Origin of the sequence: Rhodoferax sp. (genome assembly GCF_010365055.1) — a bacterium.
Lineage (GTDB): Bacteria > Pseudomonadota > Gammaproteobacteria > Burkholderiales > Burkholderiaceae_C > Rhodoferax.
Map to the genome: position 1 here is coordinate 14,400 of NZ_JAAFHA010000034.1, position 22,622 is coordinate 37,021.

At 60.8% G+C, this 22,622-nt stretch carries 20 protein-coding genes and 1 pseudogene; 13 read left to right on the forward strand and 8 right to left on the reverse strand.

Annotated features, from left to right (window positions below):
- Positions 1-349: 349 nt before the first annotated feature.
- Positions 350-1,078 (forward strand): hypothetical protein, encoded by a 729-nt coding sequence (locus GZ093_RS09775; RefSeq protein WP_296485378.1) that lies wholly within the window; start codon positions 350-352, stop codon positions 1,076-1,078.
- A 20-nt stretch (positions 1,079-1,098) separates the two neighbouring features.
- Here GZ093_RS09775 and GZ093_RS09780 read toward each other — a convergent pair whose 3' ends face one another.
- Together GZ093_RS09780 and GZ093_RS09785 are read right to left on the reverse strand one after the other, a co-directional pair.
- A complete protein-coding gene (locus GZ093_RS09780; RefSeq protein ID WP_296485380.1) occupies positions 1,099-2,337 on the reverse strand; it encodes a multidrug effflux MFS transporter in 1,239 nt (412 codons plus the stop codon).
- 10 nt (positions 2,338-2,347) lie between these two features.
- A complete protein-coding gene (locus tag GZ093_RS09785; protein WP_296485384.1) occupies positions 2,348-2,824 on the reverse strand; it encodes a CopD family protein in 477 nt (158 codons plus the stop codon).
- Between the two features lie 233 nt (positions 2,825-3,057).
- Between GZ093_RS09785 and GZ093_RS09790 the strand changes: the two genes are divergently transcribed.
- Together GZ093_RS09790 and groL are read left to right on the forward strand one after the other, a co-directional pair.
- Positions 3,058-3,348, forward strand: a complete 291-nt coding sequence (locus GZ093_RS09790; RefSeq protein WP_011463442.1) for a co-chaperone GroES — start codon at positions 3,058-3,060, stop codon at positions 3,346-3,348.
- A gap of 84 nt (positions 3,349-3,432) precedes the next feature.
- On the forward strand, positions 3,433-5,091 hold the full coding sequence (groL, locus tag GZ093_RS09795; protein WP_296485392.1) for a chaperonin GroEL: 1,659 nt from the start codon (positions 3,433-3,435) through the stop codon (positions 5,089-5,091).
- A 251-nt stretch (positions 5,092-5,342) separates the two neighbouring features.
- On the opposite strand, the gene GZ093_RS09800 is transcribed toward groL, so the two are convergent.
- Positions 5,343-5,846: a hypothetical protein gene (locus GZ093_RS09800; RefSeq protein ID WP_296485395.1), complete on the reverse strand. Its 504-nt coding sequence runs from the start codon at positions 5,844-5,846 to the stop codon at positions 5,343-5,345.
- Between the two features lie 235 nt (positions 5,847-6,081).
- On the opposite strand from GZ093_RS09800, the pseudogene GZ093_RS09805 reads away from it, so the two are divergent.
- Positions 6,082-6,684 (forward strand): annotated as a pseudogene (locus GZ093_RS09805) (alpha/beta fold hydrolase); the annotation flags it as partial.
- 70 nt (positions 6,685-6,754) lie between these two features.
- Here GZ093_RS09805 and GZ093_RS09810 read toward each other — a convergent pair.
- From GZ093_RS09810 to tal, 3 genes are read right to left on the reverse strand one after another with little or no spacing between them, the layout of a single operon-like run.
- The gene (locus tag GZ093_RS09810) at positions 6,755-7,408 is read right to left on the reverse strand and encodes an HAD-IA family hydrolase (protein ID WP_296485396.1); all 654 of its coding nucleotides are present in this window, start codon (positions 7,406-7,408) and stop codon (positions 6,755-6,757) included.
- Positions 7,409-7,460: 52 nt separating this feature from the next.
- Positions 7,461-9,029, reverse strand: coding sequence for a glucose-6-phosphate isomerase (gene pgi, locus GZ093_RS09815; RefSeq protein ID WP_296485398.1), 1,569 nt, complete (start codon positions 9,027-9,029; stop codon positions 7,461-7,463).
- A gap of 21 nt (positions 9,030-9,050) precedes the next feature.
- On the reverse strand, positions 9,051-9,998 hold the full coding sequence (tal, locus tag GZ093_RS09820) for a transaldolase (protein WP_296485400.1): 948 nt from the start codon (positions 9,996-9,998) through the stop codon (positions 9,051-9,053).
- A gap of 117 nt (positions 9,999-10,115) precedes the next feature.
- Here tal and zwf point away from each other — a divergent pair, with 117 nt between their 5' ends.
- From zwf to GZ093_RS09865, 9 genes are all read left to right on the forward strand, one after another.
- A complete protein-coding gene (gene zwf / locus GZ093_RS09825; protein ID WP_296485401.1) occupies positions 10,116-11,570 on the forward strand; it encodes a glucose-6-phosphate dehydrogenase in 1,455 nt (484 codons plus the stop codon).
- Between the two features lie 87 nt (positions 11,571-11,657).
- Positions 11,658-12,506: an SIS domain-containing protein gene (locus GZ093_RS09830; RefSeq protein ID WP_296485404.1), complete on the forward strand. Its 849-nt coding sequence runs from the start codon at positions 11,658-11,660 to the stop codon at positions 12,504-12,506.
- Between the two features lie 142 nt (positions 12,507-12,648).
- Complete coding sequence (gene trxC / locus GZ093_RS09835) at positions 12,649-13,086, forward strand: thioredoxin TrxC (RefSeq protein WP_296485406.1); 438 nt, start codon at positions 12,649-12,651, stop codon at positions 13,084-13,086.
- A gap of 73 nt (positions 13,087-13,159) precedes the next feature.
- On the forward strand, positions 13,160-13,528 hold the full coding sequence (locus GZ093_RS09840; protein ID WP_296485408.1) for a phosphomannose isomerase type II C-terminal cupin domain: 369 nt from the start codon (positions 13,160-13,162) through the stop codon (positions 13,526-13,528).
- Positions 13,529-13,581: 53 nt separating this feature from the next.
- Positions 13,582-14,574 (forward strand): ROK family protein, encoded by a 993-nt coding sequence (locus GZ093_RS09845; protein WP_296485409.1) that lies wholly within the window; start codon positions 13,582-13,584, stop codon positions 14,572-14,574.
- Positions 14,575-14,724: 150 nt separating this feature from the next.
- Positions 14,725-15,975 carry an ABC transporter substrate-binding protein gene (locus GZ093_RS09850; protein WP_296485411.1) on the forward strand — a complete coding sequence of 417 codons (1,251 nt, stop codon included), beginning with the start codon at positions 14,725-14,727 and terminating at the stop codon, positions 15,973-15,975.
- A gap of 390 nt (positions 15,976-16,365) precedes the next feature.
- A complete protein-coding gene (locus GZ093_RS09855; RefSeq protein WP_296485413.1) occupies positions 16,366-17,244 on the forward strand; it encodes a sugar ABC transporter permease in 879 nt (292 codons plus the stop codon).
- Positions 17,245-17,258: 14 nt separating this feature from the next.
- On the forward strand, positions 17,259-18,113 hold the full coding sequence (locus GZ093_RS09860) for a carbohydrate ABC transporter permease (RefSeq protein WP_296485415.1): 855 nt from the start codon (positions 17,259-17,261) through the stop codon (positions 18,111-18,113).
- Positions 18,114-18,117: 4 nt separating this feature from the next.
- Positions 18,118-19,188 (forward strand): ATP-binding cassette domain-containing protein, encoded by a 1,071-nt coding sequence (locus tag GZ093_RS09865; protein ID WP_296485417.1) that lies wholly within the window; start codon positions 18,118-18,120, stop codon positions 19,186-19,188.
- Here the strand turns inward: GZ093_RS09865 and GZ093_RS09870 are convergent.
- Together GZ093_RS09870 and GZ093_RS09875 are read right to left on the reverse strand one after the other, a co-directional pair.
- Positions 19,185-21,356, reverse strand: a complete 2,172-nt coding sequence (locus GZ093_RS09870) for an EAL domain-containing protein (protein WP_296485419.1) — start codon at positions 21,354-21,356, stop codon at positions 19,185-19,187. The genes GZ093_RS09865 and GZ093_RS09870 overlap by 4 nt on opposite strands.
- 147 nt (positions 21,357-21,503) lie before the next feature.
- A partial coding sequence (locus GZ093_RS09875) for an ATP-binding protein (protein ID WP_296485421.1) occupies positions 21,504-22,622 on the reverse strand: 1,119 nt, incomplete at its 5' end.

Sequence of the window (22,622 nt, forward strand, 5' to 3'; positions counted from 1 at the left end):
TCTCAAAGTGGCGGCAGGGCATTGACAGGTCGGTCACCTATGTTGGGCTGGGCTTGTTTTCAGTTCAGGCTTGGGCTGCGAGCGTTCAACCCAGACTCAATTGACTGGATCGGTTCGTTCATGGGTTACCGTCACTTTGAGGCCAGCGCGCAATCAAGAACCAGTTTCCCACCTTAAAAGACGCGGCCAAATGAAGCCCCCCTTTTCCGCCCGGCGGGGCGGGAGAGGGGTTGGGGGAGTGAGTGGGGGAAAAGAAAGTTCAAAATTGAAACCCGGTCAAGGCCACGGCCAATGGAATCGTCGTGAATGAAAAAATGAAAGTAGCGAATTCTGATCAATCAGGTAAAAAATGACTTCAACAAAACGAACACGTCCATACCCAAATCGGACCAACGCCAGTCACTGGATCACCCTGCTGGGCGCCTTGCTGCTAAGCGCCTGCGCCAGCAAACCGGTGCCACCCGACTGGCAGACCAATGCCTTTGCCGCGCTCAAGGGTTTTTCATCGGCCTACCTCAAAGGCAACACGCGGCTGGCTGACTTTGAGTTTGCCCGCGCCAAATCCGAGATCGCCAGCACGGGCCGGGCCGACCTGCTGGCGCGCGCCGAACTGACGCGCTGCGCGGTGCGCGTGGCCAGCCTGGAGTTGGATCAATGTGCCGGCTATCAGCCGCTGGCCCTGGAGGCAGGCCCTGATGAGCAGGCTTATGCGGCCTTTTTGACGGGCCAGTGGCGCGACCTGGATGTGGCGCGGCTGCCGGCAGCGTACCGCGCCATGGCTTCAGTGGCGGCAACCGGGCAGCCAGGCGACCCGCAACTTGGTGCGCTGGCTGCCATTGAAGACCCGTTGTCACGCCTGATCGCCGCTGGCGCTTTGCTGCAAAGCAGTCGCCTCACCAGCCTTGACATCGCTGCGGCGACCGATACGGCCTCCAGCCAGGGCTGGCGTCGCCCGCTGCTGGCCTGGCTGGGTGTGCAACTCAAACGTGCGAATGATGCCCAGGACCCTCAGTCAGCCAGCCGGCTTCAGCGCCGGATCGACCTGGTCCTGCAAGGTGCGCCAGCTGCTGCACCCTGACCTGCGGGTGGCGGTGGCGGTCAATGCGCCGAATGGTCCACGGTTCTGCCAATATCGGGCCAGTGGCGGTGCAGGTAAATCCAGGCGAACAGCCCCAGGCACATCATGCTCAGCGACGCTGCTGCCAGTGACACGGCGGAATGCATCACCAGCGGCGCAATCACGCCGGCGACCAGGCCATTGGCCGACGCACCAATAAAGGCCTGCAAGCTCGACGCCATGCCGCGGCGCTCCGGATGCAGATCAAGCACCAGCAAGGTGATCACCGGCACCATCATGGCCCAGCCAAAAGCAAAGATGGCAATCGGAAACAGTGCCCACGCCGCATGTGCCTTGAACAGCCAGTTGGCCCCCAGGTTGACCAGGGCGATCAGCAGCATGATCAAAAATCCGTATTTGATCTGCTGCTTGGGGGGCAGCTTGCCCGCCATGCGGCCACTGACCCAGGCGCCGGCCATGATGCCGCTGATGGTGAGCACAAAGAACCAGAAGAACTGCGTCGGCGCCAAACCCAAAATATCGCCCAAAAAAGCCGGCGCCGACAGCACGTACAAGAACATGCCGTTGAACGGCACCCCACTGGCCAACGCCAGCAGCAAAAAACGCGGGTCCAGTCCGAGTTTCCAATAGCCTTGCATCAGATTGCTGACCTTGAGCGGCTGGCGTTGCGACAGGTGCAAGGTTTCGGGCAAGAGCTTGTAATTCGCGACCCAGAGCAGAACACCTACCCCTGTCAAAAACCAGAAGATGCTGTGCCACCCCAAATGCACCAGCAAGGTGCCGCCGATGATCGGTGCAACGGCGGGCGCGACGCCGAAATAAATGGTGATCTGGCTCATCACTTTCTGCGCTTGCGCCGGGGGAAACATGTCACGCACCACGGCGCGGGCCACCACAATGCCAGCGCCCGTGGTCAGCCCCTGCATGGCACGAAAGAACACCAGCTGGCCAATGCTTTGCGACAGGGCGCAGCCCATGGACGCCAGCGTGAAGGCCGCCAGGCCCCACAGCACCACCGGCCGGCGTCCCACGCTATCGGAAATGGCGCCATGAAACAGGCTCATGAACGCAAAGCCGAACAGGTAAGCCGACAGCGTTTGCTGCATCTGCACGGGCGTCGCGCCCAGCGACTGGGCGATGCCGGCAAACGCCGGAATGTAGGTGTCAATCGAGAACGGCCCCAGCATGCCCAGCACCGCCAGCAACACCGCCAGCGCCCAGCGCGGCGCGCGCCAGAGTTGTTGTGCGTCAGGGTTCATGGAGGGAGTTTCAGACCGACAGGCCGATCAGCGTGACCAGCACAATCACCACGCCGATCACCAGATTCACCATCACCCAGGTGCGAATGCTGGCCAGCGCGGCGCCGCCCGCTGGCCAGTCGCCAGCCGTCACCGCACGAGACAGGCGCGCGTAAAGGCCAAAGCGAATGTGGCCAAAAATCGCCATCATCAGCAGGCCCAAGGTCGCCATCACCATCCATTCCAGCGGCATATTGAACTTGACGCCCGATTGCGCCATTTGCCTTGCCGTCCGGCCGATCATCCAGATGCCACTGCCCAACGTCAAGGCGGCCGCGACCAGCACGGCGTTGAAGAAGCGACCCAGCACATGGTGCATCAAGCGGATGCGCTGCGGTGCGTCCAGCTGGGTCAGGGCGGGGCGCAAAAAGAAGTGGGCAAACACCATGCCGCCGACCCAGACGATGATGGAAAGCAGGTGAATGGTTCGAAGCGTGGCGTAAAGCATGGGCAGGATCAGCGTGTTGGGATTGAAATGGTAGCGGCGTTGGATGATGCCACAGCCGATGTTTTGCCGTCCGGTCTTGAAAGTCAGCCAAATGCCCTTATCATTAGCACTCGTAAGAGTTGAGTGCTAACAGGCTTTGGCCCTCTCAGAATTCTCTCTTCAAGTTAACGAGCGCTAACTTATCGGTTAGCACTCTTGATTTTTAAACTTTGTTTCAATACCAAGGAGCTCCCATGAAACTTCGTCCCCTGCACGACCGCGTGATTGTCAAACGCGTTGAAAACGAAACCAAAACCGCCTCTGGCATCGTCATTCCAGACAGCGCTGCTGAAAAGCCCGATCAAGGCGAAGTGCTGGCCGTGGGCCCTGGCAAAAAGAACGACAAGGGTGAAATCAGCCCGATGGCCGTCAAGGTCGGCGACCGCGTCTTGTTCGGCAAGTACAGCGGCCAAACCGTCAAGGTGGCGGGCGACGAACTGCTGGTCATGAAAGAAGACGACCTGTTTGCTGTGGTCGAGAAGTAAGCAATTCAACACTCAATTAATAGCAAGCTACGCATGATCCATGCGGGCTGGCTATGCATTTCACTTAAATTTTAGGAGCCTATCATGGCAGCAAAAGACGTAATTTTCGGCGGCGAAGCCCGCGCACGCATGGTCGAGGGTGTCAACATCCTGGCCAACGCCGTCAAGGTAACCCTCGGCCCCAAAGGCCGCAATGTGGTGCTCGACCGCAGCTTCGGCGCCCCCACCGTGACCAAGGACGGTGTGTCCGTGGCCAAGGAAATCGAACTCAAAGACAAGCTGCAAAACATGGGTGCGCAGATGGTCAAGGAAGTTGCTTCCAAAACCTCTGACATCGCTGGCGACGGCACCACCACCGCGACCGTGCTGGCCCAGGCCATCGTGCACGAAGGCATGAAGTACGTGACCGCCGGCATGAACCCGATGGACCTGAAGCGCGGTATCGACAAGGCGGTGCATGCCCTGATCGTGGAACTGAAAAAGGCTTCCAAAGCCACCACCACGTCCAAAGAAATCGCACAAGTCGGCTCGATTTCGGCCAATTCCGACGAAGCTATCGGCAAGATCATTGCTGATGCGATGGACAAAGTGGGCAAAGAAGGCGTGATCACGGTTGAAGACGGCAAGTCGCTGGACTCCGAACTCGACGTGGTTGAAGGCATGCAGTTTGACCGTGGCTACCTGTCACCCTACTTCATCAACAACCCGGAAAAGCAAGCCGCTTTGCTGGACAACCCGTTCGTGCTCTTGTACGACAAGAAGATCAGCAACATCCGTGACCTGCTGCCTACCCTGGAACAAGTGGCCAAGTCGGGCCGTCCTTTGCTGATCATCTCTGAAGATGTCGAAGGCGAAGCGCTGGCTACTCTGGTGGTCAACACCATCCGTGGCATCCTGAAGGTTGTGGCGGTCAAGGCCCCAGGCTTTGGCGATCGTCGCAAGGCGATGCTGGAAGACATCGCCATCCTGACCGGCGGCAAGGTCATTGCTGAAGAAGTTGGCATGTCGCTCGAAAAAGTGACGCTGGCTGACCTCGGCTCTGCCAAGCGCATCGAAGTGGGCAAAGAAAACACCATCATCATCGACGGTGCTGGCGCTGCTGCTGACATCGAAGCCCGCGTGAAGCAAGTTCGCGTGCAAATCGAAGAAGCCACGAGCGACTACGACCGTGAAAAATTGCAAGAGCGTGTTGCAAAATTAGCTGGCGGTGTTGCCGTGATCAAGGTTGGCGCTGCCACCGAAGTCGAAATGAAGGAAAAGAAAGCCCGCGTTGAAGACGCCCTGCACGCAACCCGCGCTGCGGTGGAAGAAGGCATCGTGGCTGGTGGCGGCGTGGCTCTGCTGCGCGCCAAGCAAGCGGTTGGCACCATCAAGGGCGCCAACGCCGACCAGGACGCCGGCATCAAGCTGGTAATGAAAGCGATCGAAGCGCCCCTGCGCGAGATCGTTTACAACGCCGGCGGCGAAGCCTCGGTGGTCGTGAACGCGGTCTTGGCCGGCACCGGCAACTACGGCTTCAACGCTGCCAACGATACCTATGGCGACATGATCGAAATGGGCATTCTGGACCCCACCAAAGTGACCCGCACCGCACTGCAAAACGCAGCGTCTGTGGCTTCGTTGATGCTGACCACCGAATGCATGGTGTCTGAATCACCGAAGGACGACTCGGCTGGCGGCATGGGCGGCATGGGCGGTGGTGACATGGGTGGCATGGGCGGCATGGGCGGCATGGGCATGTAAGTTGCTCCTTGCCTGACGACCTACAGCGTCGTTGTCTGGGCTAGCCGTAGCGCTGCTACTGTCTGCGCCCAGACACCTAGCTGTAGACCGTCATGCGGCGTCGAGTAGCGTTATGGCGCTCGACGCCAATTAAAAAAACCCGCAAGGCGTGAGCCTTGCGGGTTTTTTGCTATTTAATATATAGCTATCTATCCTTAAAGGACGTGGGCTAGCGCCCTAATTCGTTCATAGACCTTGCAACGATTGCGCTCTCAGTTGAACGGTGCGTTGAGCTGAAACATCAGGCCTGCATTGCCCAAAAAGTTCAGCTGGCCGGACCAGCCGGGCTTGAATTCATAGGCCAGAGCGGGGATGACCGCCGGTGAAAAACCGTTGTGGTTGTACGGCACTTTATCCTTGTAGGGGTCTTTGTAGCCGTAGAGCAAACCAGCGGTCCATTTGAAGGACAAATGCTCAATGCCCCCAAGCCTCCTGTAAACGCCGCCCCACGGGTAGACATACACCGTCGGCTGACCGAAGGAATTGGTAAACAGCGTGATGCCGTCGAGCTTGGCGTCAGGATGCTCGCGCTCCACGCCCACCATCACGACATTTTTGTGGTCATCACTGGGGTGGTAATGCAGGGTGTAGGGACTGAACTGCCAGCTCAGCACCTTGTCCTGGGCCAGGTCTGAGAGGAAACCTGGCACGGCCAGGGCGTTGCCGGCCAGCTGGGCCACAATCAGGCCAAAAGCGATGGGAATCAGTTTATTCATGGGAAAAGATGGGAACAGGCGCATGCAAAGGAGTCGCAGTGTAACGGCTGTCACCCGGGTCATGGCAGAGGCGGCCAGACGCTGGCTGCAAGTCTTATTGCTCCTGTCCTTGCTGGCCAGCAGCGGTTGCGCCTGGCTGGATGCACGCCAGCGCCAGCTGATCTACCGCCCCACACTCGGTACCCCGGCTCAATTGACTGATTTGCGCGCCGGTGACGAGCACTACTTCATCGACATGCCCGCCCAAGGCCCCACTGCCAACAACGCCCAGCGCATCGAACTCTGGTGGCTCCCACATCCTGACACAGAAGCGCCGACGCTCTTGTACCTGCATGGCACCTTTCGCACGCTGCCGCAGAACGGGACCAAGATTGAGGCGCTGCGCGAGGCGGGTTTTGCCGTGCTTGCGGTCGAATACCGGGGCTGGGGCTTGAGCACGGCCATCACCCCGTCTGAGCAAAGCCTGCTACAGGATGCCGATGCCGTCTGGGCCGAGTTGGAGCGTCGCGAGCCACGGGCCAGCCGGCGCGTCATCTACGGCCACTCGATGGGCAGCGGTATTGCCGTGGACCTCGCCAGCCGCCTGCGAGCGCCGCAGGACTACGGCGCGCTGATTCTGGAGTCGGCCTTCACCAGCTTTGCGGATGTGGCGAGCGAGGCGAGCTTTGTGGCATCGCTCTTGCTGCAATTCAACAACGAACGCTTTGCCTCGATTGACAAGATAGCCCGCGTACACGCCCCGCTGTTGATGATCCATGGCAGTGCTGACACCACAATTCCGATGCGTCTGGGCCGACGGTTATATGCGGCGGCGAACCCGCCCAAACGCTGGCTTGCCATCGAAGGCGGCGCGCACAGTGATCTGCAGGACGTCGGCCGCGGGCCGTACCAGGCGACGCTGCGGCATTTCAAAAGCGACTACCTGTCAGGCCCAATAGCTCAATCCCATGGCGAGCCAACTGCGCCTGCAGCTGCTGCGCTGATGCGAACTCAATGCCCTGCCAGCCCCGCGCCTGCGCCGCTTGCACATTGGCCGCATTGTCATCAATGAAAAGCGTGCGCTCCGGCGCCAAGGCGTAGCGACTTTCCAGCAGGGCATAGATTTCTGCATCAGGTTTGACCAGCTGCACATCGCTGGAAAAGACCCCGCCGTCAAACCACTGCAAAAAGGCATGACGCTGCACCAGTGCGCGGGCGTAGGGCGCGGGCATGTTGGACAAGAAGTAGAGCTTGGGTGCATCGCCCTGCTGCTCTCGCAGCAAGCGCAACTGTGCCAGCACGGCCAATGTCTCCTGCATCGGCAGCAAATGGTCCGGGATGCTTTCCACCAGGCGGGTCAGCACGCCCGGGTCCAGACCGAGCCGCGCGGCGGTGCGGGTGATTACCTCCCTCATCGACAGGACGCCCCGGTCAAACTGGTGCCAGTCGGCGTGGCCAAACACCGCCTGCGCCAGGTCTGCCGCATGAGGCGCTGAGGCCGCTCGCTCGGGAAAGTGGTGACGCAGCAGCTCGGTCGGTCGCCAGGTGAACAACACCGCGCCAAAGTCAAAAACGATATTCATCGGAAATTTCAGGCTGCTATGCCGCGCGCGTACAACGCCTGGAACAACACGATCAATCCCGCAATCGAGCCAGCAGTCCCGCCGTGGAGCCATCCAAGCCAGTCACGTCACCGCTGGCCAAACGCGCTTGCACATCCTTGGCCAGCACCTTGCCCAGCTCCACACCCCATTGGTCAAAGCTGTTGATGCCCCACACCGATCCGCTGACAAAGACACGGTGCTCCTGCAGGGCAATCAGCGCGCCCAGGCTGCCCCGTGTCAAGGCGTCGAGCAGCAAAAAGGTGCTGGGCCGGTTGCCCGGAAAGTCCTTGTGCCCGCCCGCATCCGCCTGCCCCACCATCAGGGCTTGCGCCTGTGCCAGCACATTGGCCAGCAGTAAGTCGTGATGCCCTGGCAAATCGTGTGTTGTCTGCTTGACCGCCACAAACTCGACCGGCACCACGTCCGTGCCCTGGTGCAGCATCTGAAAATAAGCGTGCTGGCCGTTGGTGCCGGGCTCACCCCACAGCACCGGCGCCGTGCCATAGGGCAGCGCCTCACCGTGCGCGTCCACCCGCTTTCCGTTGCTCTCCATCTCCAGTTGCTGCAGATACGCCGGATAGCGTTTGAGCGCGCTGTGGTACGGTGCAATGCTGCGGCTGGTGAAGCCGAGAAAGTTGCGGTACCAGACGTCCAGCAGGCCCAGGCGAACCGGCAGGTTCTGTTCCAGCGGCGCCGTGCGGAAGTGCTCGTCCATAGCATGCGCGCCGGCCAGAAACTCGCGAAACCCATCAGCGCCAATCGCAATGGCCAGCGGCAGGCCGATAGCCGACCAGACAGAATAACGCCCGCCGACCCAATCCCAAAAACCGAAGGTGGTCTTGACGCCAAAATTGTTAGCCGCTGCCACGTTGGTGGTGAGCGCGGCGAAGTGGCGCGCAATATCGGTGCCACCCTGGGCTGCAAACCAGGCTTTGGCCGAGAGCGCGTTGGTCATGGTCTCGATGGTGGTGAAGGTTTTGCTGGCAATCAGGAACAGCGTGCTCTCTGCCTTGACTTTTCCGAGCACGCTGGCGAGTTCATGACCGTCCACGTTGGAGACGAAATGAAAGCGCTTGCCCGGCAGCACAAAGGCGTCCAGCGCCAGCACGGCCATTTGCGGGCCGAGGTCCGAGCCGCCAATGCCAATGTTGACCACGTCGGTGATGCGCGCATCCGAACGCACAGTCTCTGCAAACGCCAGCATGGCGTCCAGCGTCGTGTGCACCTCGTGCAGCGTCTCTGCCATATGCCGGTGCACGGACTGTGCCGGCATGGCGGGATCAAGGGGCGGTGTTCTCAGCAACCAGTGCATGACCGCACGCCCTTCGGTGGCGTTGATTTGTTCACCGGCAAACATCGCATCCCGCTGCTGCGCCACGCCGGTCTGGCGCGCCAGATCCAACAGCAGTTGCTCGGTCTCAACGTCGATCAGATTCTTGGACAAATCCGCAAAAACATGGGGTGCGCTTTGGCTGAAGGCTTCAAACCGGCCCGCATTCATGGCAAAGGCACGGCGCAGGTCAAAGGCGCGGCCTTGTGTCCGATAAGCGGCTTGCAGCGCGCCCCAGGCGGGAGTTCGGTCACAACGGGTGCGTGTCATAAAAACTCCTCAAGTCAACGATCAAGCCGCCAGCAACAGCTGATCGAGCTTGGCCGCATCAACACAAAAGGCGCGTATGCCTTCTGCCAGCTTCTCGGTCGCCATGGCATCTTCATTCAGCGCAAACCGAAAGCCGGCTTCGTCATAGTTCACCGCCGTCAAGTCCAGCGATTTGGCGGCGTTGGCATCGAGCGCACGCGCCAGCGGCGCCTTGCAGGCGGCCAATTCAGCCAACAAATTAGGACTGATAGTGAGCAGGTCGCAACCCGCCAGCGCGGTGATCTGCCCGATGTTACGAAAGCTCGCGCCCATGATCTCGGTGGCAATACCGAACTTTTTGTAGTAGTTGAAGATTTGCATCACCGACTTGACGCCGGGGTCGAGGGCGCCGGCGTTGTCCTGCTCAACCCAGGCCGCACCGGCCGACTTCTTGTACCAGTCGTAGATGCGCCCGACAAAGGGCGAAATCAGTTGCACCTTGGCCTGGGCACACACCACCGCCTGACAAAACGAGAACAGCAGCGTCAGGTTGGTGTGAATGCCACGCCGCTCAAGCTGCTCGGCAGCCAGCATGCCCTCCCAGGTGGCGGCCACTTTGATCAGCACCCGGTCAATGTGGATGCCCTGCCCCTGGTACAACTCGATCAGGCGTTCGGCGCGGGCTACGCTGGCGACCGTGTCAAAACTCAGCCGTGCATCCACCTCGGTTGAGACGCGCCCCGGAATGATCGACAGAATCTCGCAGCCAAAACGCACCAGCAGCCGGTCCATCAACTCATCGAGCGGGCGGCCCCGGAACTGCGCCACGGTGTCCGTGAGCAGCGTGCGGTAGTCCGGTTTTTGCACGGCCTTGAGAATCAGCGACGGGTTGGTGGTGGCATCCTGCGGCAAGTAGGCGTCAATTTCCTTGAAGTCGCCGGTGTCGGCCACCACGGTGGTGAATTGTTTGAGGGCATCGAGTTGGTTCATGGCGCCATTATCGGGCGACGACTGGGGCGCCAGCTGCCAACCAGTTACATGATTTGTTGAAAAATATGAAACTCAGTTACATTAAGGATTGATTTTTACCCTAATTTATTTTCAGCCATGAGTTTTGATCTAGTTTTGTTTGGTGGCACCGGCGACCTGGCCTGGCGCAAGCTGATGCCGGCGCTGTTTCAGGCCTTTCGCCATGGCACGCTTCCCCTTGATGGCCGCATCATTGGTGTCGGCCGCGACGGCCTCAGCAATGCGCAGTACCAGGCCCAGATTTGCGCCCGCTTCGAGCACGTGGAGTTGGCCAAGCGCCCCAGCGAAGAAGAGTTTTGCCGCTTTGCCGCTTTGCTTGAATTCGTGCAGATGGATTTGTCCCACCCCGAGGACTACGCCCGTCTGGTCGCCAAGCTGGCCGAGCGCCAGGCCGACGTTGTGGTGATGTATGTGGCGACGGCACCCAGCCTGTTCACGACCGTGTGTCAACAGCTGGCCATTGCCGGGCTGAACACGCCGCAGACGCGCGTGGTGCTGGAGAAGCCGCTCGGTCACGACCTGGCCAGCAACCGCGCCATCAACCGAACGGTCAGCGAGGTGTTTGGTGAGAAGCATATTTTTCGCATCGACCACTACCTGGGCAAGCCCTCGGTGCAGAACCTGTTTGCGCTGCGCTTCGGCAACGCCCTGTTTGAGCCCTTGTGGCGGCGCGAACACATTGCCAACATCCAGATCACCATCGCCGAAGAGCTGGGCGTGGAGCAGCGTGGTGCGTTTTACGAGACCACCGGCGCGCTGCGCGACATGGTGCAAAACCACGCGCTGCAATTGCTGTGCGCCATCGGCATGGAGCCGCCCATCAACTCGCACGCCGATGCCATTCGGGATGAGAAACTGAAAGTCCTGCGCTCGCTCAAACCCTGGACCGCCGAATCACTGACGCAGGATGTGATCCGCGGCCAGTACGCCGCGGGTTCCATCGGCGGCGCGCCGGTGCTAGCGTACCGCCAGGAGACCGGCGTTGACCCGCACAGCCAGACCGAGACTTTTGTCGCCCTGCGCACCGAAATCTCCAACTGGCGCTGGGCTGGCGTGCCGTTCTACATCCGCACCGGCAAACGCCTGGCCAGCCGCGACGCCCGCATTGTGGTCAATTTCCGGCCGACGCCGCATGCCATCTTCAATTCACAGATCGGCGATGCCAATCGTCTGGTGATCAACCTGCAGCCCAAGGATGGGCTCGAATTGCACCTGCTGGCGCAGGGCCAAAGCAACCGCCGCAATTCACAAACCCTGTCGCCGGTGCAGCTTGACCTGGACTTTGACAAGCGCTTTGGTTCCGAGCGCGTCGGTGCCTATGAGCGCCTGCTGCTGGAGGTCATCGATGGCCGCCTGAACCTGTTTGTTCGCAGCGACGAGCAGGAAGAAGCCTGGCGTTGGGTCGAGCCGATTCTGGAACACTGGAAAAACGACCCCCAGGGCCCACGTTTGTATGCAGCCGGCACCTGGGGTCCGAGTCCGTCGAGCGCCATGATTGCGCGCGACGGCTTCTGCTGGAGCGAAGAAACATGAGCCCCCACGCTCGCCACGTCGTGTGCTTCTCTGCCCCCCGAGAGATCCTGGCCTTACCTGGGGCGCATCGGCGCTGCGGCAACCCTCATGCTTGACCGCATCAAAGCCTGCCTGCCTTCGCTGGCACCCGCCGAACAGCGCGTGGCCAAACTCGTGTTGAGTGACCCGCGCGGCTTTGCCAAGCAGCCCATCCGAGAGCTGGCAGACCGCTCGCATGTGAGCAAACCCACCGTGGTGCGCTTTTGCCGCAGCGTCGGCTACGACGGACTGTCGGACTTCAAGCTCAAGCTGGCGGGCAGCGTGAGCGAGGGCGTGCCCTTCATCCACCGCAGTGTCGATGCCGATGACAAGACCAGCGACATCATGGTCAAGGTCATCGACAACACCGTGGCCGCGTTTTTAAAGTACCGCAATGACGCCAGCACGGTCGCGATTGAAAAAGCCGCCATTGCGCTGGTCCAAGCCTACGAGCAGGGCAAACGCATCGAGTTTTTTGGTGTCGGCAACTCCGGCATCGTGGCGCTGGATGCGCAGCACAAGTTCTTTCGCCTGGGCATCAACACCGTCGCCTACAGTGACGGCCACATGCAGGTGATGAGCGCCACCCTGCTGGGGCCGGGCGACTGCGTCGTCATCATCTCCAACTCCGGCCGCACCCGCGACTTGATGGATGCCTGCGACATTGCGCGCAGAAATGGCGCCACCACGATTGTCGTCACCGCCAGTGGCTCACCGCTGGCCGCCACCGGTCACATTCACCTGGCCGCCGACCACCCGGAGGGATTCGATCGTTACAGCCCGATGGTGTCGCGCCTGCTGCATTTGATGATCATCGATATCCTGGCCACCTGCGTGGCATTGCGCATTGGCAGTGAGCGGCTGCAGCCTGTGCTGCGCGAGATGAAAATCAATTTGCGCAGCAAGCGCTACGCTTGAAGTCACCCCGGCTGGAACCCGTCGGTTTGTGGTCAATTGCGGCTCTAGCCCCCGATCTGCTTGCATGATCTGCTATAGTTTTTTCAATACTTGATAGTTGCCTGATTGGCCTCCATGTAATGGGCAGAAAGGGATTTCCATCATGACTGACTCTCTGCACATTGTTTGCCCCCATTGCCACACCACCAACCGGGTGCGCCAAACCGACTTGGCCAACGCACCCGATTGCGGCAGCTGCCACAAGCCCTTGTTCGTGGCGCATTCGCTGGCGCTGGACGACAGTAATTTCGACCGTCACATCAGCCGCAGCCAGATCCCGGTGTTGGTAGATTTTTGGGCGCCGTGGTGTGGGCCCTGTCGCCAGATGGCGCCGGCGTTCGAGCAAGCGGCAGCGCAGTTGGAGCCGCGTTTTCGCCTCGCCAAGGTCGACACTGAAGAGGCGCAGGCGTTGGGGGCTCGCTTCAACATCCGCAGCATCCCGACGCTCGCCTTGTTCTCTGGCGGACGCGAAGTGGCGCGCCAGGCCGGCGCCATGGGGGCCCCCGACATCGTGCGCTGGGCCTTGGCGCAACGCCTTTGACCGTCACACCGCCGTCACCCAGGCTCCGCTGAGCGATTAGCATCGGGGCCCTGTCACTTCACACCGACGCCCCATGAGCAGCTATTCAAGAAGCGAGTCGATTGAACGCACCGGGCGGCCTTGGGGCTGGTATGAAACCATCTCCGAAGTACCAGGCAACAAGGTAAAACGCATCCACGTCAATCCGGGCCAGCAACTCAGCCTGCAGAAGCACCAGCAGCGCGCCGAACATTGGGTCGTGGTGCTGGGCCAGGCCCAGGTGACGCTGGGCGAGCAGGTGCTGACGCTGGAGGTCGGGGCGCATGTGGACATCGCCATTGGCCAGGTCCACCGCCTGGCAAACCGGGGCGCCACCCCGGTTGAAATCATTGAAGTTCAGTTTGGAACCTATTTGGGCGAGGATGACATCGTGCGCCTGAGTGACGACTACAGTCGGACCTGATCGACGTCTTCCCCCACTTGCTTTGACGCGGCACCCTTGCTGAAATGAACACCATGAATCAAAACGTTTTATCTGACGGCTTTCGCCTGGCACCGGGCGCCGCACCGGTCGCTTGTGTGGACATTGGTGGCACCAAAGTGGCGGTCAGCATCGCCGACGCGCAAGGCGTGCGCGGCCGTGTGGCCGAACCCACCGCCAAGGAAGGTGCAAACAATGCCCTGGCGCTGCAAATCATCCGTCTGGTCGGGCAGAGCTGCGCTGCAGCGGGCGTGGCCCCCGGCAACCTGTCGGCGCTGGGCGTGGCCTCCTGCGGTCCCTTTGTGTTGAACCAGGGCCTGGTGGAACTGGCGGCACCCAATATTTGCGGTGGCCTCGCGGGCAAGGCACGCGGCCTGCCCAACGACTGGCACACCGCCTTGCTGGAAGCGCCATTGCGCCAGGTGTTTGCCAAGGTGCGGGTTGAAAACGACGGCATCGGCGCCTTGGAGGCCGAGCGGCGCTGGGGTGCGCTACAGATCAACGGCGAGCCGCTGGCCAACTGCGCCTACGTCACCTGGAGCACCGGCATTGGTGTGGGCCTGTGTGTGGACGGCCATGTGCTGCGCGGCAAAAACGGCAATGCCGGGCACGCCGGCCATCTGTTCGTGAGCGACAACAATGACGCCCTGTGTGGCTGCGGCAATGTCGGTGACGTGGAAGGCCTGATTGCCGGTAACGCCATTCCAAGGCGCTTCGGGCATCTTGGCTACACCGATGCTGCTACTCTTTTTGAAGCTGCTAATGCAGGTGATACGGGGGCTACAGCCATTATTGATGAATTTTGCCGGATCATGGGCCGCACCTTGTACAACCTGGTCGTGACGCTTGACCTGCAGCGCATCAGCCTCGGTGGCAGCGTCTTCTGGCATCACCGGGCCTTGTTGTTGCCCAAGCTGCAAGGCTACATTCAAGGCAAGCTGCCAGCCCTGACGGACGGCTGTGAGTTGGTGAATGCGGGTCTGGGCGAGCAGGTAGGCGACTTTGGCGCGCTGGCACTGGTGGCTTGAGCCGGCTTTGTCGCCCTAGGGTAAATCGCCCTTGCGGATTGTTGAGAATTAATTAACAATTAATTAATTCGAGCGACCCGGTGTTTGCCCGAATCAACCCGCTGCTTTAGGGCCTGACGTGCCTTTGAAGCCAGCCAATCAGGAGTCGATATGTTGAAACTTTCCAAACTGGCCACGGCCGTTGCATTTGTCGTGGCGGGCACATCGGCCGTGGCCGGTGAAGTTGAAGTGCTGCACTGGTGGACCTCGGGCGGCGAAGCCAAGTCGGTCAGCGAGTTGAAAACAATCATGCAAAGCAAGGGCCACACTTGGAAAGACTTTGCGGTGGCCGGCGGCGGTGGTGACAATGCCATGACCGTGCTCAAGAGCCGTGTGGTGGCCGGCAACCCGCCCGCTGCGGCCCAAATCAAAGGCCCTGCGCTGCAAGAATGGGCCAGTGAAGGCGTGTTGGCCAACCTCGATCCGATTGCCAAAGCCGAAAAGTGGGACAGCCTGCTGCCCAAGGCTGTTTCAGATGTCATGAAGTACAAAGGTAATTACATTGCTGTGCCCGTCAATGTGCACCGTGTCAACTGGTTGTGGGCCAATGCGGCTGTTTTGAAAAAATCCGGCGTGGCGGACATGCCCAAGACCTGGAACGATTTTTTTGCCGCAGCCGACAAGATCAAGAAGGCCGGCTTTATTCCTGTGGCAACCGGTGGCAATGCCTGGAACGACTTCACCAACTTTGAGCCGGTGGCGCTTGGTGTGGGTGGCGTCAAGTTCTACAACGATGCATTTGTCAAACTTGATCCCAAAGCGCTCAACGGCGCTGCCATGAAGAAGTCGCTGGAGACCTTCCGCAAGCTCAAAGGCTACACCGATGCAGGCGCCGTGGGCCGCGACTGGAATATCGCCACGGCCATGGTGATCCAGGAGAAGGCTGGCTTCCAGCTCATGGGCGACTGGGCCAAGGGCGAGTTTGTCGCCGCGGGCAAGGTGCCGGGTAAAGACTTCTTGTGTGCAGCTGCTCCTGGTAATGCCGGCACTTACACATTCAACGTGGATTCATTCGCCATGTTCAAGCTCAAAGAAGCGGCCGCCCAGAAGGCGCAGGCCGACCTCGGCGTTGCCATCATGAGCACTGAATTCCAGGAGGTATTCAACCTGAACAAAGGCTCCATACCGGTTCGCTTGAACATGAACATGGACAAGTTTGACGAATGCGCCAAGCTGTCGGCCAAGGATTTTGTCGACACCGCCAAATCGGGCGGCCTGGTCCCTTCCGTGTCCCAGGACATGGCGCTCAAGCCTGCCCAGACCGGCGCCATGAAAGATGTCATCAGCCAGTTTTGGAACGATGACAAGATGACGCCGGAAACGGCTATGAAGAACCTGGTCAAGGCGGCGGCCACCAAGTAGGGCGGGTTTTGCGTCTGCCATAGGCGTTGCTTGTGAGCGCTTTTTTGAAGGCGTTTGTGGCAGGCACCTGTGGCGAGTACCCGCAGCAGGGCTGGGGTGCAGCTGCCGCTCATGTCCCCCGCCCTTGTCGGGCTCCTCCTTGACTTCGCTCTGGCACGCACCCCATCCCTCCTGCTAGAGATGTGGGGTTAGCTTGCCGGGAGACCCCAAACCCTGGCGGAACCAGACGGGCCGGGTGTTGCGCGAAGTGAGGTCAAGGAGGAGCCTGAAAGCCGCAGGCTTTCAGGCGGGGGACACGAACGCAGCGCATCACTTGGCTCGTCTGGTTCTAAAGTAACGCAGGCGTTCCAACCAGGGCTCCCGGCTTTTAACCCAAAAGGCAAGGTGTTTATGAAATCATTTGAAAACGTGTTGCCCAAGTTGGTGATCGCGCCGGGCTTTGTGCTCGGCTTTGCCTTCATTTACGGCTTCATGATCTGGAACGGGGTTCTGTCCGTCACCGGCTCGCGCATGCTGCCCAGCTACGACGAGTTCGTCGGGCTGGAGCAGTACGTGAGCCTGTGGGAGATGGACCGTTGGCTGGTGGCACTGAAAAACCTGGGAATTTTCAGCGTGCTCTATGTCGGTGGCTCGATGCTGCTGGGCATGGGCCTCGCCATTTTTCTGGATCAGAAAATTCGCTTTGAGGGCGTGCTGCGCACCGTTTACCTGTACCCGATGGCGCTGTCGTTCATCGTGACCGGCACGGCCTGGAAATGGATTTTGAACCCCAGCCTGGGGCTGGAAAAACTGATGCACGACCTGGGTTGGGCCAGTTTTCACTTTGACTGGCTGGTGCAAAGCGACACCGCCATTTACTGCGTGGTCATTGCCGGTGTCTGGCAATCAGCCGGTTTTGCCATGGCGCTGCCACTCGCAGGTTTGCGCGGCATTGACGACAGCATCATCAAGGCGGCACAAATTGACGGCGCATCGCTGCCGCGTATTTACTGGCGCATCATCTTGCCGATCCTGCGCCCGGTGGTGTTTTCGACCGTACTGGTGTTGTCGCACCTGTCGATCAAGAGCTTTGACCTGGTCATGGCCTTGACTGCGGGTGGCCCTGGCTACTCGTCCGATGTGCCGGCCACTTTCATGTATGTGATGAGCTTTACCCGCGGCCAGATCGGCTTGGGCGCGGCCAGCGCCACCATGATGCTGGCCACCGTGGCGGCGATCGTCGTCCCTTACCTTTACAGCGAGCTGCGGGCCAAGCCGCACGAGCGCTGAACCTTGGCCCCACCATGATCACCAAACACCTGCCGCGCGTGCTGATCTACGGCATTTTGCTGCTGGCCGCCCTGCTCTTTCTGGCGCCGCTCTATGTGATGCTCGCCACCTCGTTCAAGGACGCCGCGCAGATTCGCGCCGGCAATTTGCTCAGCCTGCCAACCTCACTGAACTTCGAGTCCTGGCAACTGGCCTGGTCCAGCGCCTGCACCGGGGTTGATTGCCGCGGTTTGAAGCCCTATTTCGTCAACTCGGTCATCATGGCGGTGCCGGCGGTGTTGCTCTCCACGGCCTGGGGCGCGATCAACGGCTACGTGCTGAGCCTGTGGAAGTTCAAGGGCAGCGAGGTGCTGTTCGGCTTCATGCTGTTTGGCGTGTTCATGCCGTTTCAGGTGGTGCTGCTGCCGATGAGCCAGGTGCTGGGGTTTCTGGGTTTATCCAGTTCGCTCGGCGGCTTGATTCTGGTGCACTGCATCGCCGGGCTGGCCGGCACCACCCTGTTTTTCAGAAACTATTACACCGCCATCCCGAAGGAGTTGGTCAACGCCGCACGCATTGACGGCGCCGGTTTCTGGCGCATTTTCTTCCGCATCGTGATTCCCATGTCAACGCCGATCTTGATGGTGACGCTGATCTGGCAGTTCACCAACATCTGGAATGATTTTCTGTTTGGCGTGGCGTTCAGCGGTGCGGACAGCAAGCCGATCACCGTCGGCTTGAACAACATGGCCAACACCTCCAGCAGCGTCAAAAGCTACAACGTGGACATGGCCGCCGCTGTCATCGCCGGCCTGCCCACCATGCTGGTCTATGTGCTGGCCGGTCAATATTTCGTCAAAGGTCTGACCGCTGGCGCGGTCAAAGGATAAACACATGGCAGCTTCACTTCACATTGCAGGTATTCGCAAGGTCTTTGGCAAGGGCGCCAAGGCGGTCGAAGTGCTGAAGAAAATTGACATCGACGTCGCACCGGGCGAATTTTTGATTCTGGTCGGGCCCTCGGGCTGCGGCAAGTCGACCCTGCTCAACATCATTGCCGGGCTGGAAGTGCCGACCGAGGGCGAGCTGCGCATTGCCGGCAAAAACGTCATCGGCATCGCCCCGGCGCAGCGCGACATTGCCATGGTGTTCCAGAGCTATGCGCTCTACCCGACCATGAGCGTGGCCGACAACATCGGCTTTGCGCTGGAGATGCGCAAGGTGCCCAAAGCGGCACGCCTCAAGCGCATCCATGAAGTGGCCGCCATGCTGCAAATCGAGCAACTGCTGGACCGCCGCCCGGCGCAGCTCTCCGGCGGCCAGCGCCAGCGCGTGGCCATGGGCCGCGCCCTGGCGCGTGACCCGCAGCTGTTTTTGTTTGACGAGCCACTCTCCAACCTGGATGCCAAACTGCGCGTCGAGATGCGCGCCGAGATCAAGCGCCTGCACCTGGTCTCGGGCATTACCAGCGTCTATGTGACGCACGACCAGATCGAGGCCATGACGCTGGGCAGCCGCATTGCTGTCATGAAAGACGGCATCCTGCAGCAAATTGGCACACCCGACGAAATTTACCGCCGCCCGGCCAATCTCTACGTGGCCGGCTTCATCGGCTCACCTACTATGAATTTTATAGCTGGTCAGGCAAGCGGAACGGGGGCTGATGCCATATTTTCTTTTGAAGGCGGGGAGTTGCGGCTACCGTGTCCGACGGCTGGCAAGGTCACGCTGGGCCAGCGCCCCGAGCACGTTCACCTCGACCCTGCTGCCGCCTGGCGCGGTGAAGTGATCCTGGTGGAGCCGACCGGCGCCGACACCTATGTCGTGGTGCGAACCGGGGTTGGCTTGATCACGGTGCGCACACCGCCCAGCACGCAGGTTTTGATGGGCGAAGTTGTGGGTCTGTCCGTCAGTGGCCGGCACAACAACTGGTTTGACGCGCAGAGCGGCTTGCGTCTGGATTAGGCTGTCCCTTCAGGCGTCCGGCTGGCGTGGGCGGCCATGAACGCTTCAAAGTCGGGCGCCGACACCGGCTTTGAAAACAGGTAGCCTTGCCCGTAATCGCAGCCTGCCGCGGCCAGCAAATCGCGTTGCTGCGCGGTTTCAACGCCCTCGGCGATCACCTTCATGCCCAGGGCGTGGGCCATGGCGATGATGGCCTGGCACAGGGCCAGGTCGGTGGAGGCAGGCACCAGGTGGCGAACAAACGACTGGTCGATCTTGACGAAGTCGATGTCAAAACGTTGCAGATAGGACAAGGACGAATAGCCGGTGCCAAAGTCGTCCAGCGACACCTGAATCCCGGCATCGTGCAGGTCCAGCAGCTGATCGGCCACGCTGGAACTGGTATCGAGCAGCAGCCCTTCGGTGATCTCCACCACGATGCTGTCACCCGGCAAACCCATCGCCTGCAGTTGCTGGGCCCACGGCGTCCTGGTCTTGCCCCGTTGGTGAAACTGCACCGGCGACTTGTTGACGCTGATCTGAAAATCAGGGTCCAGCCTCAGCCGCCAGACCTGCACTTGATGCGCCGCCTGCTGAAACACCCACTCGCCAATATCGACGATCAAGCCACTGGCTTCGGCAATCGGAATGAAGTCGACCGGGCTGATCAGACCGCGCGTCGGGTGTTGCCAGCGAATCAGCGCTTCCGCCTTGCGAACGACGCCACTGGCGAGTTCAACAATGGGCTGGTAGACCACCCCGAACTGCTGTCCGATGAGCCCGGCGTGCAGGTCGTTGGCCAGCCGGACCCGGTTTTGCGCCGCCTCCTGCAACGCCGGCGTGAAAAAACTGAAGCGATTGCGCCCGGCGCCCTTGGCCGCATACAGCGCCTGGTCGGCGCTCCTGAACAGACCCTCGATTTCACTGGCATCGACTGGATACATCGCAACACCCAGGCTGGCCGACACAAAGACCCGTTCTTTGTCCAGTTCGAAGACAGCCTCCAGCGCCTGCAGAATATTTTGCAGAATGCGCTCCAGGCTGCTCGCATCAGGCAGTTCGGTCAGGATGACGGCAAACTCGTCGCCGCCCATGCGGGCCACCGTATCGGACTCGCGCACGCAGGCGCTGATGCGCCGCGCCGCCTCCACCAGCAGCCGGTCACCGCTGTCGTGCCCGAGCGTGTCGTTGACTTCCTTGAAGTGGTCCAGGTCGATGAACAACACCGCAAGCTGCAAGCCGTCGCGCCTGCATTTCTTGATCTCCTGCGCCATCCGGTCGCGCAGCATGTGGCGATTCGGCAGGCCGGTCAATGTGTCGAAATGGGCCTGTTGCCAGATCAGCGCCTCGGCTCTTTTACGCTCGGTCACGTCGGTGTGGGTACCGATCATGCGCAGCGGCAAGCCCTGCGCGTCGCGGCTGATGACCATGCCACGCGAGAGCATCCATTTCCAGCTGCCGTCTTTGCAGCGCACACGGTGTTCATCGGCATAGGTAGGGCTCAAGCCGTCAAAATGGGCTTGCCGCGCGCGCTGCAGCTGCGCCATGTCGTCGGGATGAATGAGCTTGTCGAATTCCCCCGGCGCCTGAAGATGGACATCACTGACGTCGTAGCCGAGTATTTCCAGCAATCGCTTGGAATAGAACTCCACGCCGCTCTGGATGTGCCAGTCCCAGACGCCATCGCCGGCGCACTCCAGGGCCAGCTTCCAGCGCTCCTCATTGGTCTGCAAGGTGGCTTGGGCCTGCACATAGTCCGTGACATCGGTAAAAGTGCGGACCATGCTGCCGTCAGACAGGGCCTGCGTCTTGGCTTCCAGGGTCCGGCCCGCCGGTGTCACACGCAGATAGTGGGACGGCAGCTCATCCTGGGCACCCACAGCCACACCCAGCACGCAATTGCGCGCATGCACGTCGATCAGCGCCGCATCCTGGCCAAAGTCACCCCTTTCACGCTGATAAGAGGTCAGTGCTTGCACTGTGGGGCGGCTCGCCAGCAGACTCTGCGGCAAGTCCAGCAATTCGCAAACCCTCGGATTGAAAATATCCACCCGCCCTTGCGCATCAAATACGAGGATGCCCTGGCTGATGCTGGTCAGCGTGGCTTGCAACAGGCGGGATTTCTCCAACAGCTGGGCGTTGAGCTGACGCAACGCAGAATCGGTGTCGGTCGGTGTGGGCTGGCTCATGTCGGTGGTGGGTTCATGTCTTCTTTCGCAGCCTGGCAAACCAATTGGAATGCAGAAGACAGGGTCGATCAAATGGCTTAAAACGCAGTATCCCACGACTGGCCGCGCCACCGGTTTGACCTTTTCCAGCTGCCAGCAGGGTCATCGTCACGCCGCCAGCAGCAGGTTGAGCCGGATCCGCAGGCCGTGCGGCGGCACCGACTCCGCGGTGGCCCTGCCGCCGTGGCGCTGGGCGATCTCGGCCACAATGGCCAGTCCCAAGCCGCAGCCGCCGGGCGACTCGCTGGCGCGCCAGAAGCGCTCAAACAGGTGCGTCAGTTCAGTCGCCGCCAGGCCCGGGCCGTTGTCCTCGACTTCCAGCAGCGCCTCATGGCCGATCTGCGCCACACGCAGCGTCACGACACTGCCTTTGCCGGCATAAATCAATGCGTTGTCGAGCAGGTTGCTGACGGCTTCACGCAGCAGCATGGCTTGACCTTGCACCCATAAACTGTCGGCGCCTTCATAGCCCAGGTCCACACCGGCGCTCATGGCGCGTGGTGTCCAATCCCGCGCCACCTCGCGTGCCAGGGCGGCCAGGTCGAGCGTCTGCAGGCGCACCTCGGCTTCGTTGCGCGCCAATGACAGCAGTTGCTGCACCAGGTGCGCACTGCGCTGAGCGCCCGCCAGCACCTTGCCCAGGCGCGCGCGCAGGGCTTGCGGATCGGACTCGGCCAGCGCCAGCTCGGTCTGGCTGATCAGGCCGGCCAGTGGCGTTCTCAGCTGATGCGCCGCGTCGTTTAAAAAGCGCTTTTCCTGCCCCAGGCTGCGACGCACGGCGGCCAGCAATTGATTGACCGCCGCGGCCAGCGCGTGCACTTCTTGCGGCGCCTGGGTCATCTCGATCGGCGACAGCGCCGACACATTCTGTTCGCGTTGGCGCCCCAGTTGACCCAGCTGCGCCTGCAAGCGGGTCAGCGGGAGCAAGCCGCGCGAGATGCCGCCATACACCAGCACACTCAGCAGCGCCCCCAACAACAGCAGCGGCGCCAGCATGTCGGCCACCAGCTCCGTCGTCAGACGCTGTTGCACGGCCAGACTTTTGGCCACCTGTACCCGCAAACGCTGCGGCGAGGCGACGTCGCCATAGTTGACTTCCAGCAGCGCCATCCGCATCGGCTTGCCGTCCACCACCACGTTGTACAAGAAAGGCTCGCCGGGGACCGGGCTGCTGCTTGGCGGCGGGCCCGGCAAGCGGCTATTGCCGAGCAGAAAACTCCCCGGCGG

What these genes read in the sequence shown, in the direction of transcription:
- GZ093_RS09775 (WP_296485378.1), top strand. Translation starts at nt 350, where the DNA reads ATGACTTCAACAAAACGAACACGTCCATACCCAAATCGGACCAACGCC.
- GZ093_RS09780 (WP_296485380.1), bottom strand. Translation starts at nt 2,337, where the DNA reads ATGAACCCTGACGCACAACAACTCTGGCGCGCGCCGCGCTGGGCGCTG.
- GZ093_RS09785 (WP_296485384.1), bottom strand. Translation starts at nt 2,824, where the DNA reads ATGCTTTACGCCACGCTTCGAACCATTCACCTGCTTTCCATCATCGTC.
- GZ093_RS09790 (WP_011463442.1), top strand. Translation starts at nt 3,058, where the DNA reads ATGAAACTTCGTCCCCTGCACGACCGCGTGATTGTCAAACGCGTTGAA.
- groL (WP_296485392.1), top strand. Translation starts at nt 3,433, where the DNA reads ATGGCAGCAAAAGACGTAATTTTCGGCGGCGAAGCCCGCGCACGCATG.
- GZ093_RS09800 (WP_296485395.1), bottom strand. Translation starts at nt 5,846, where the DNA reads ATGAATAAACTGATTCCCATCGCTTTTGGCCTGATTGTGGCCCAGCTG.
- GZ093_RS09810 (WP_296485396.1), bottom strand. Translation starts at nt 7,408, where the DNA reads ATGAATATCGTTTTTGACTTTGGCGCGGTGTTGTTCACCTGGCGACCG.
- pgi (WP_296485398.1), bottom strand. Translation starts at nt 9,029, where the DNA reads ATGACACGCACCCGTTGTGACCGAACTCCCGCCTGGGGCGCGCTGCAA.
- tal (WP_296485400.1), bottom strand. Translation starts at nt 9,998, where the DNA reads ATGAACCAACTCGATGCCCTCAAACAATTCACCACCGTGGTGGCCGAC.
- zwf (WP_296485401.1), top strand. Translation starts at nt 10,116, where the DNA reads ATGAGTTTTGATCTAGTTTTGTTTGGTGGCACCGGCGACCTGGCCTGG.
- GZ093_RS09830 (WP_296485404.1), top strand. Translation starts at nt 11,658, where the DNA reads ATGCTTGACCGCATCAAAGCCTGCCTGCCTTCGCTGGCACCCGCCGAA.
- trxC (WP_296485406.1), top strand. Translation starts at nt 12,649, where the DNA reads ATGACTGACTCTCTGCACATTGTTTGCCCCCATTGCCACACCACCAAC.
- GZ093_RS09840 (WP_296485408.1), top strand. Translation starts at nt 13,160, where the DNA reads ATGAGCAGCTATTCAAGAAGCGAGTCGATTGAACGCACCGGGCGGCCT.
- GZ093_RS09845 (WP_296485409.1), top strand. Translation starts at nt 13,582, where the DNA reads ATGAATCAAAACGTTTTATCTGACGGCTTTCGCCTGGCACCGGGCGCC.
- GZ093_RS09850 (WP_296485411.1), top strand. Translation starts at nt 14,725, where the DNA reads ATGTTGAAACTTTCCAAACTGGCCACGGCCGTTGCATTTGTCGTGGCG.
- GZ093_RS09855 (WP_296485413.1), top strand. Translation starts at nt 16,366, where the DNA reads ATGAAATCATTTGAAAACGTGTTGCCCAAGTTGGTGATCGCGCCGGGC.
- GZ093_RS09860 (WP_296485415.1), top strand. Translation starts at nt 17,259, where the DNA reads ATGATCACCAAACACCTGCCGCGCGTGCTGATCTACGGCATTTTGCTG.
- GZ093_RS09865 (WP_296485417.1), top strand. Translation starts at nt 18,118, where the DNA reads ATGGCAGCTTCACTTCACATTGCAGGTATTCGCAAGGTCTTTGGCAAG.
- GZ093_RS09870 (WP_296485419.1), bottom strand. Translation starts at nt 21,356, where the DNA reads ATGAGCCAGCCCACACCGACCGACACCGATTCTGCGTTGCGTCAGCTC.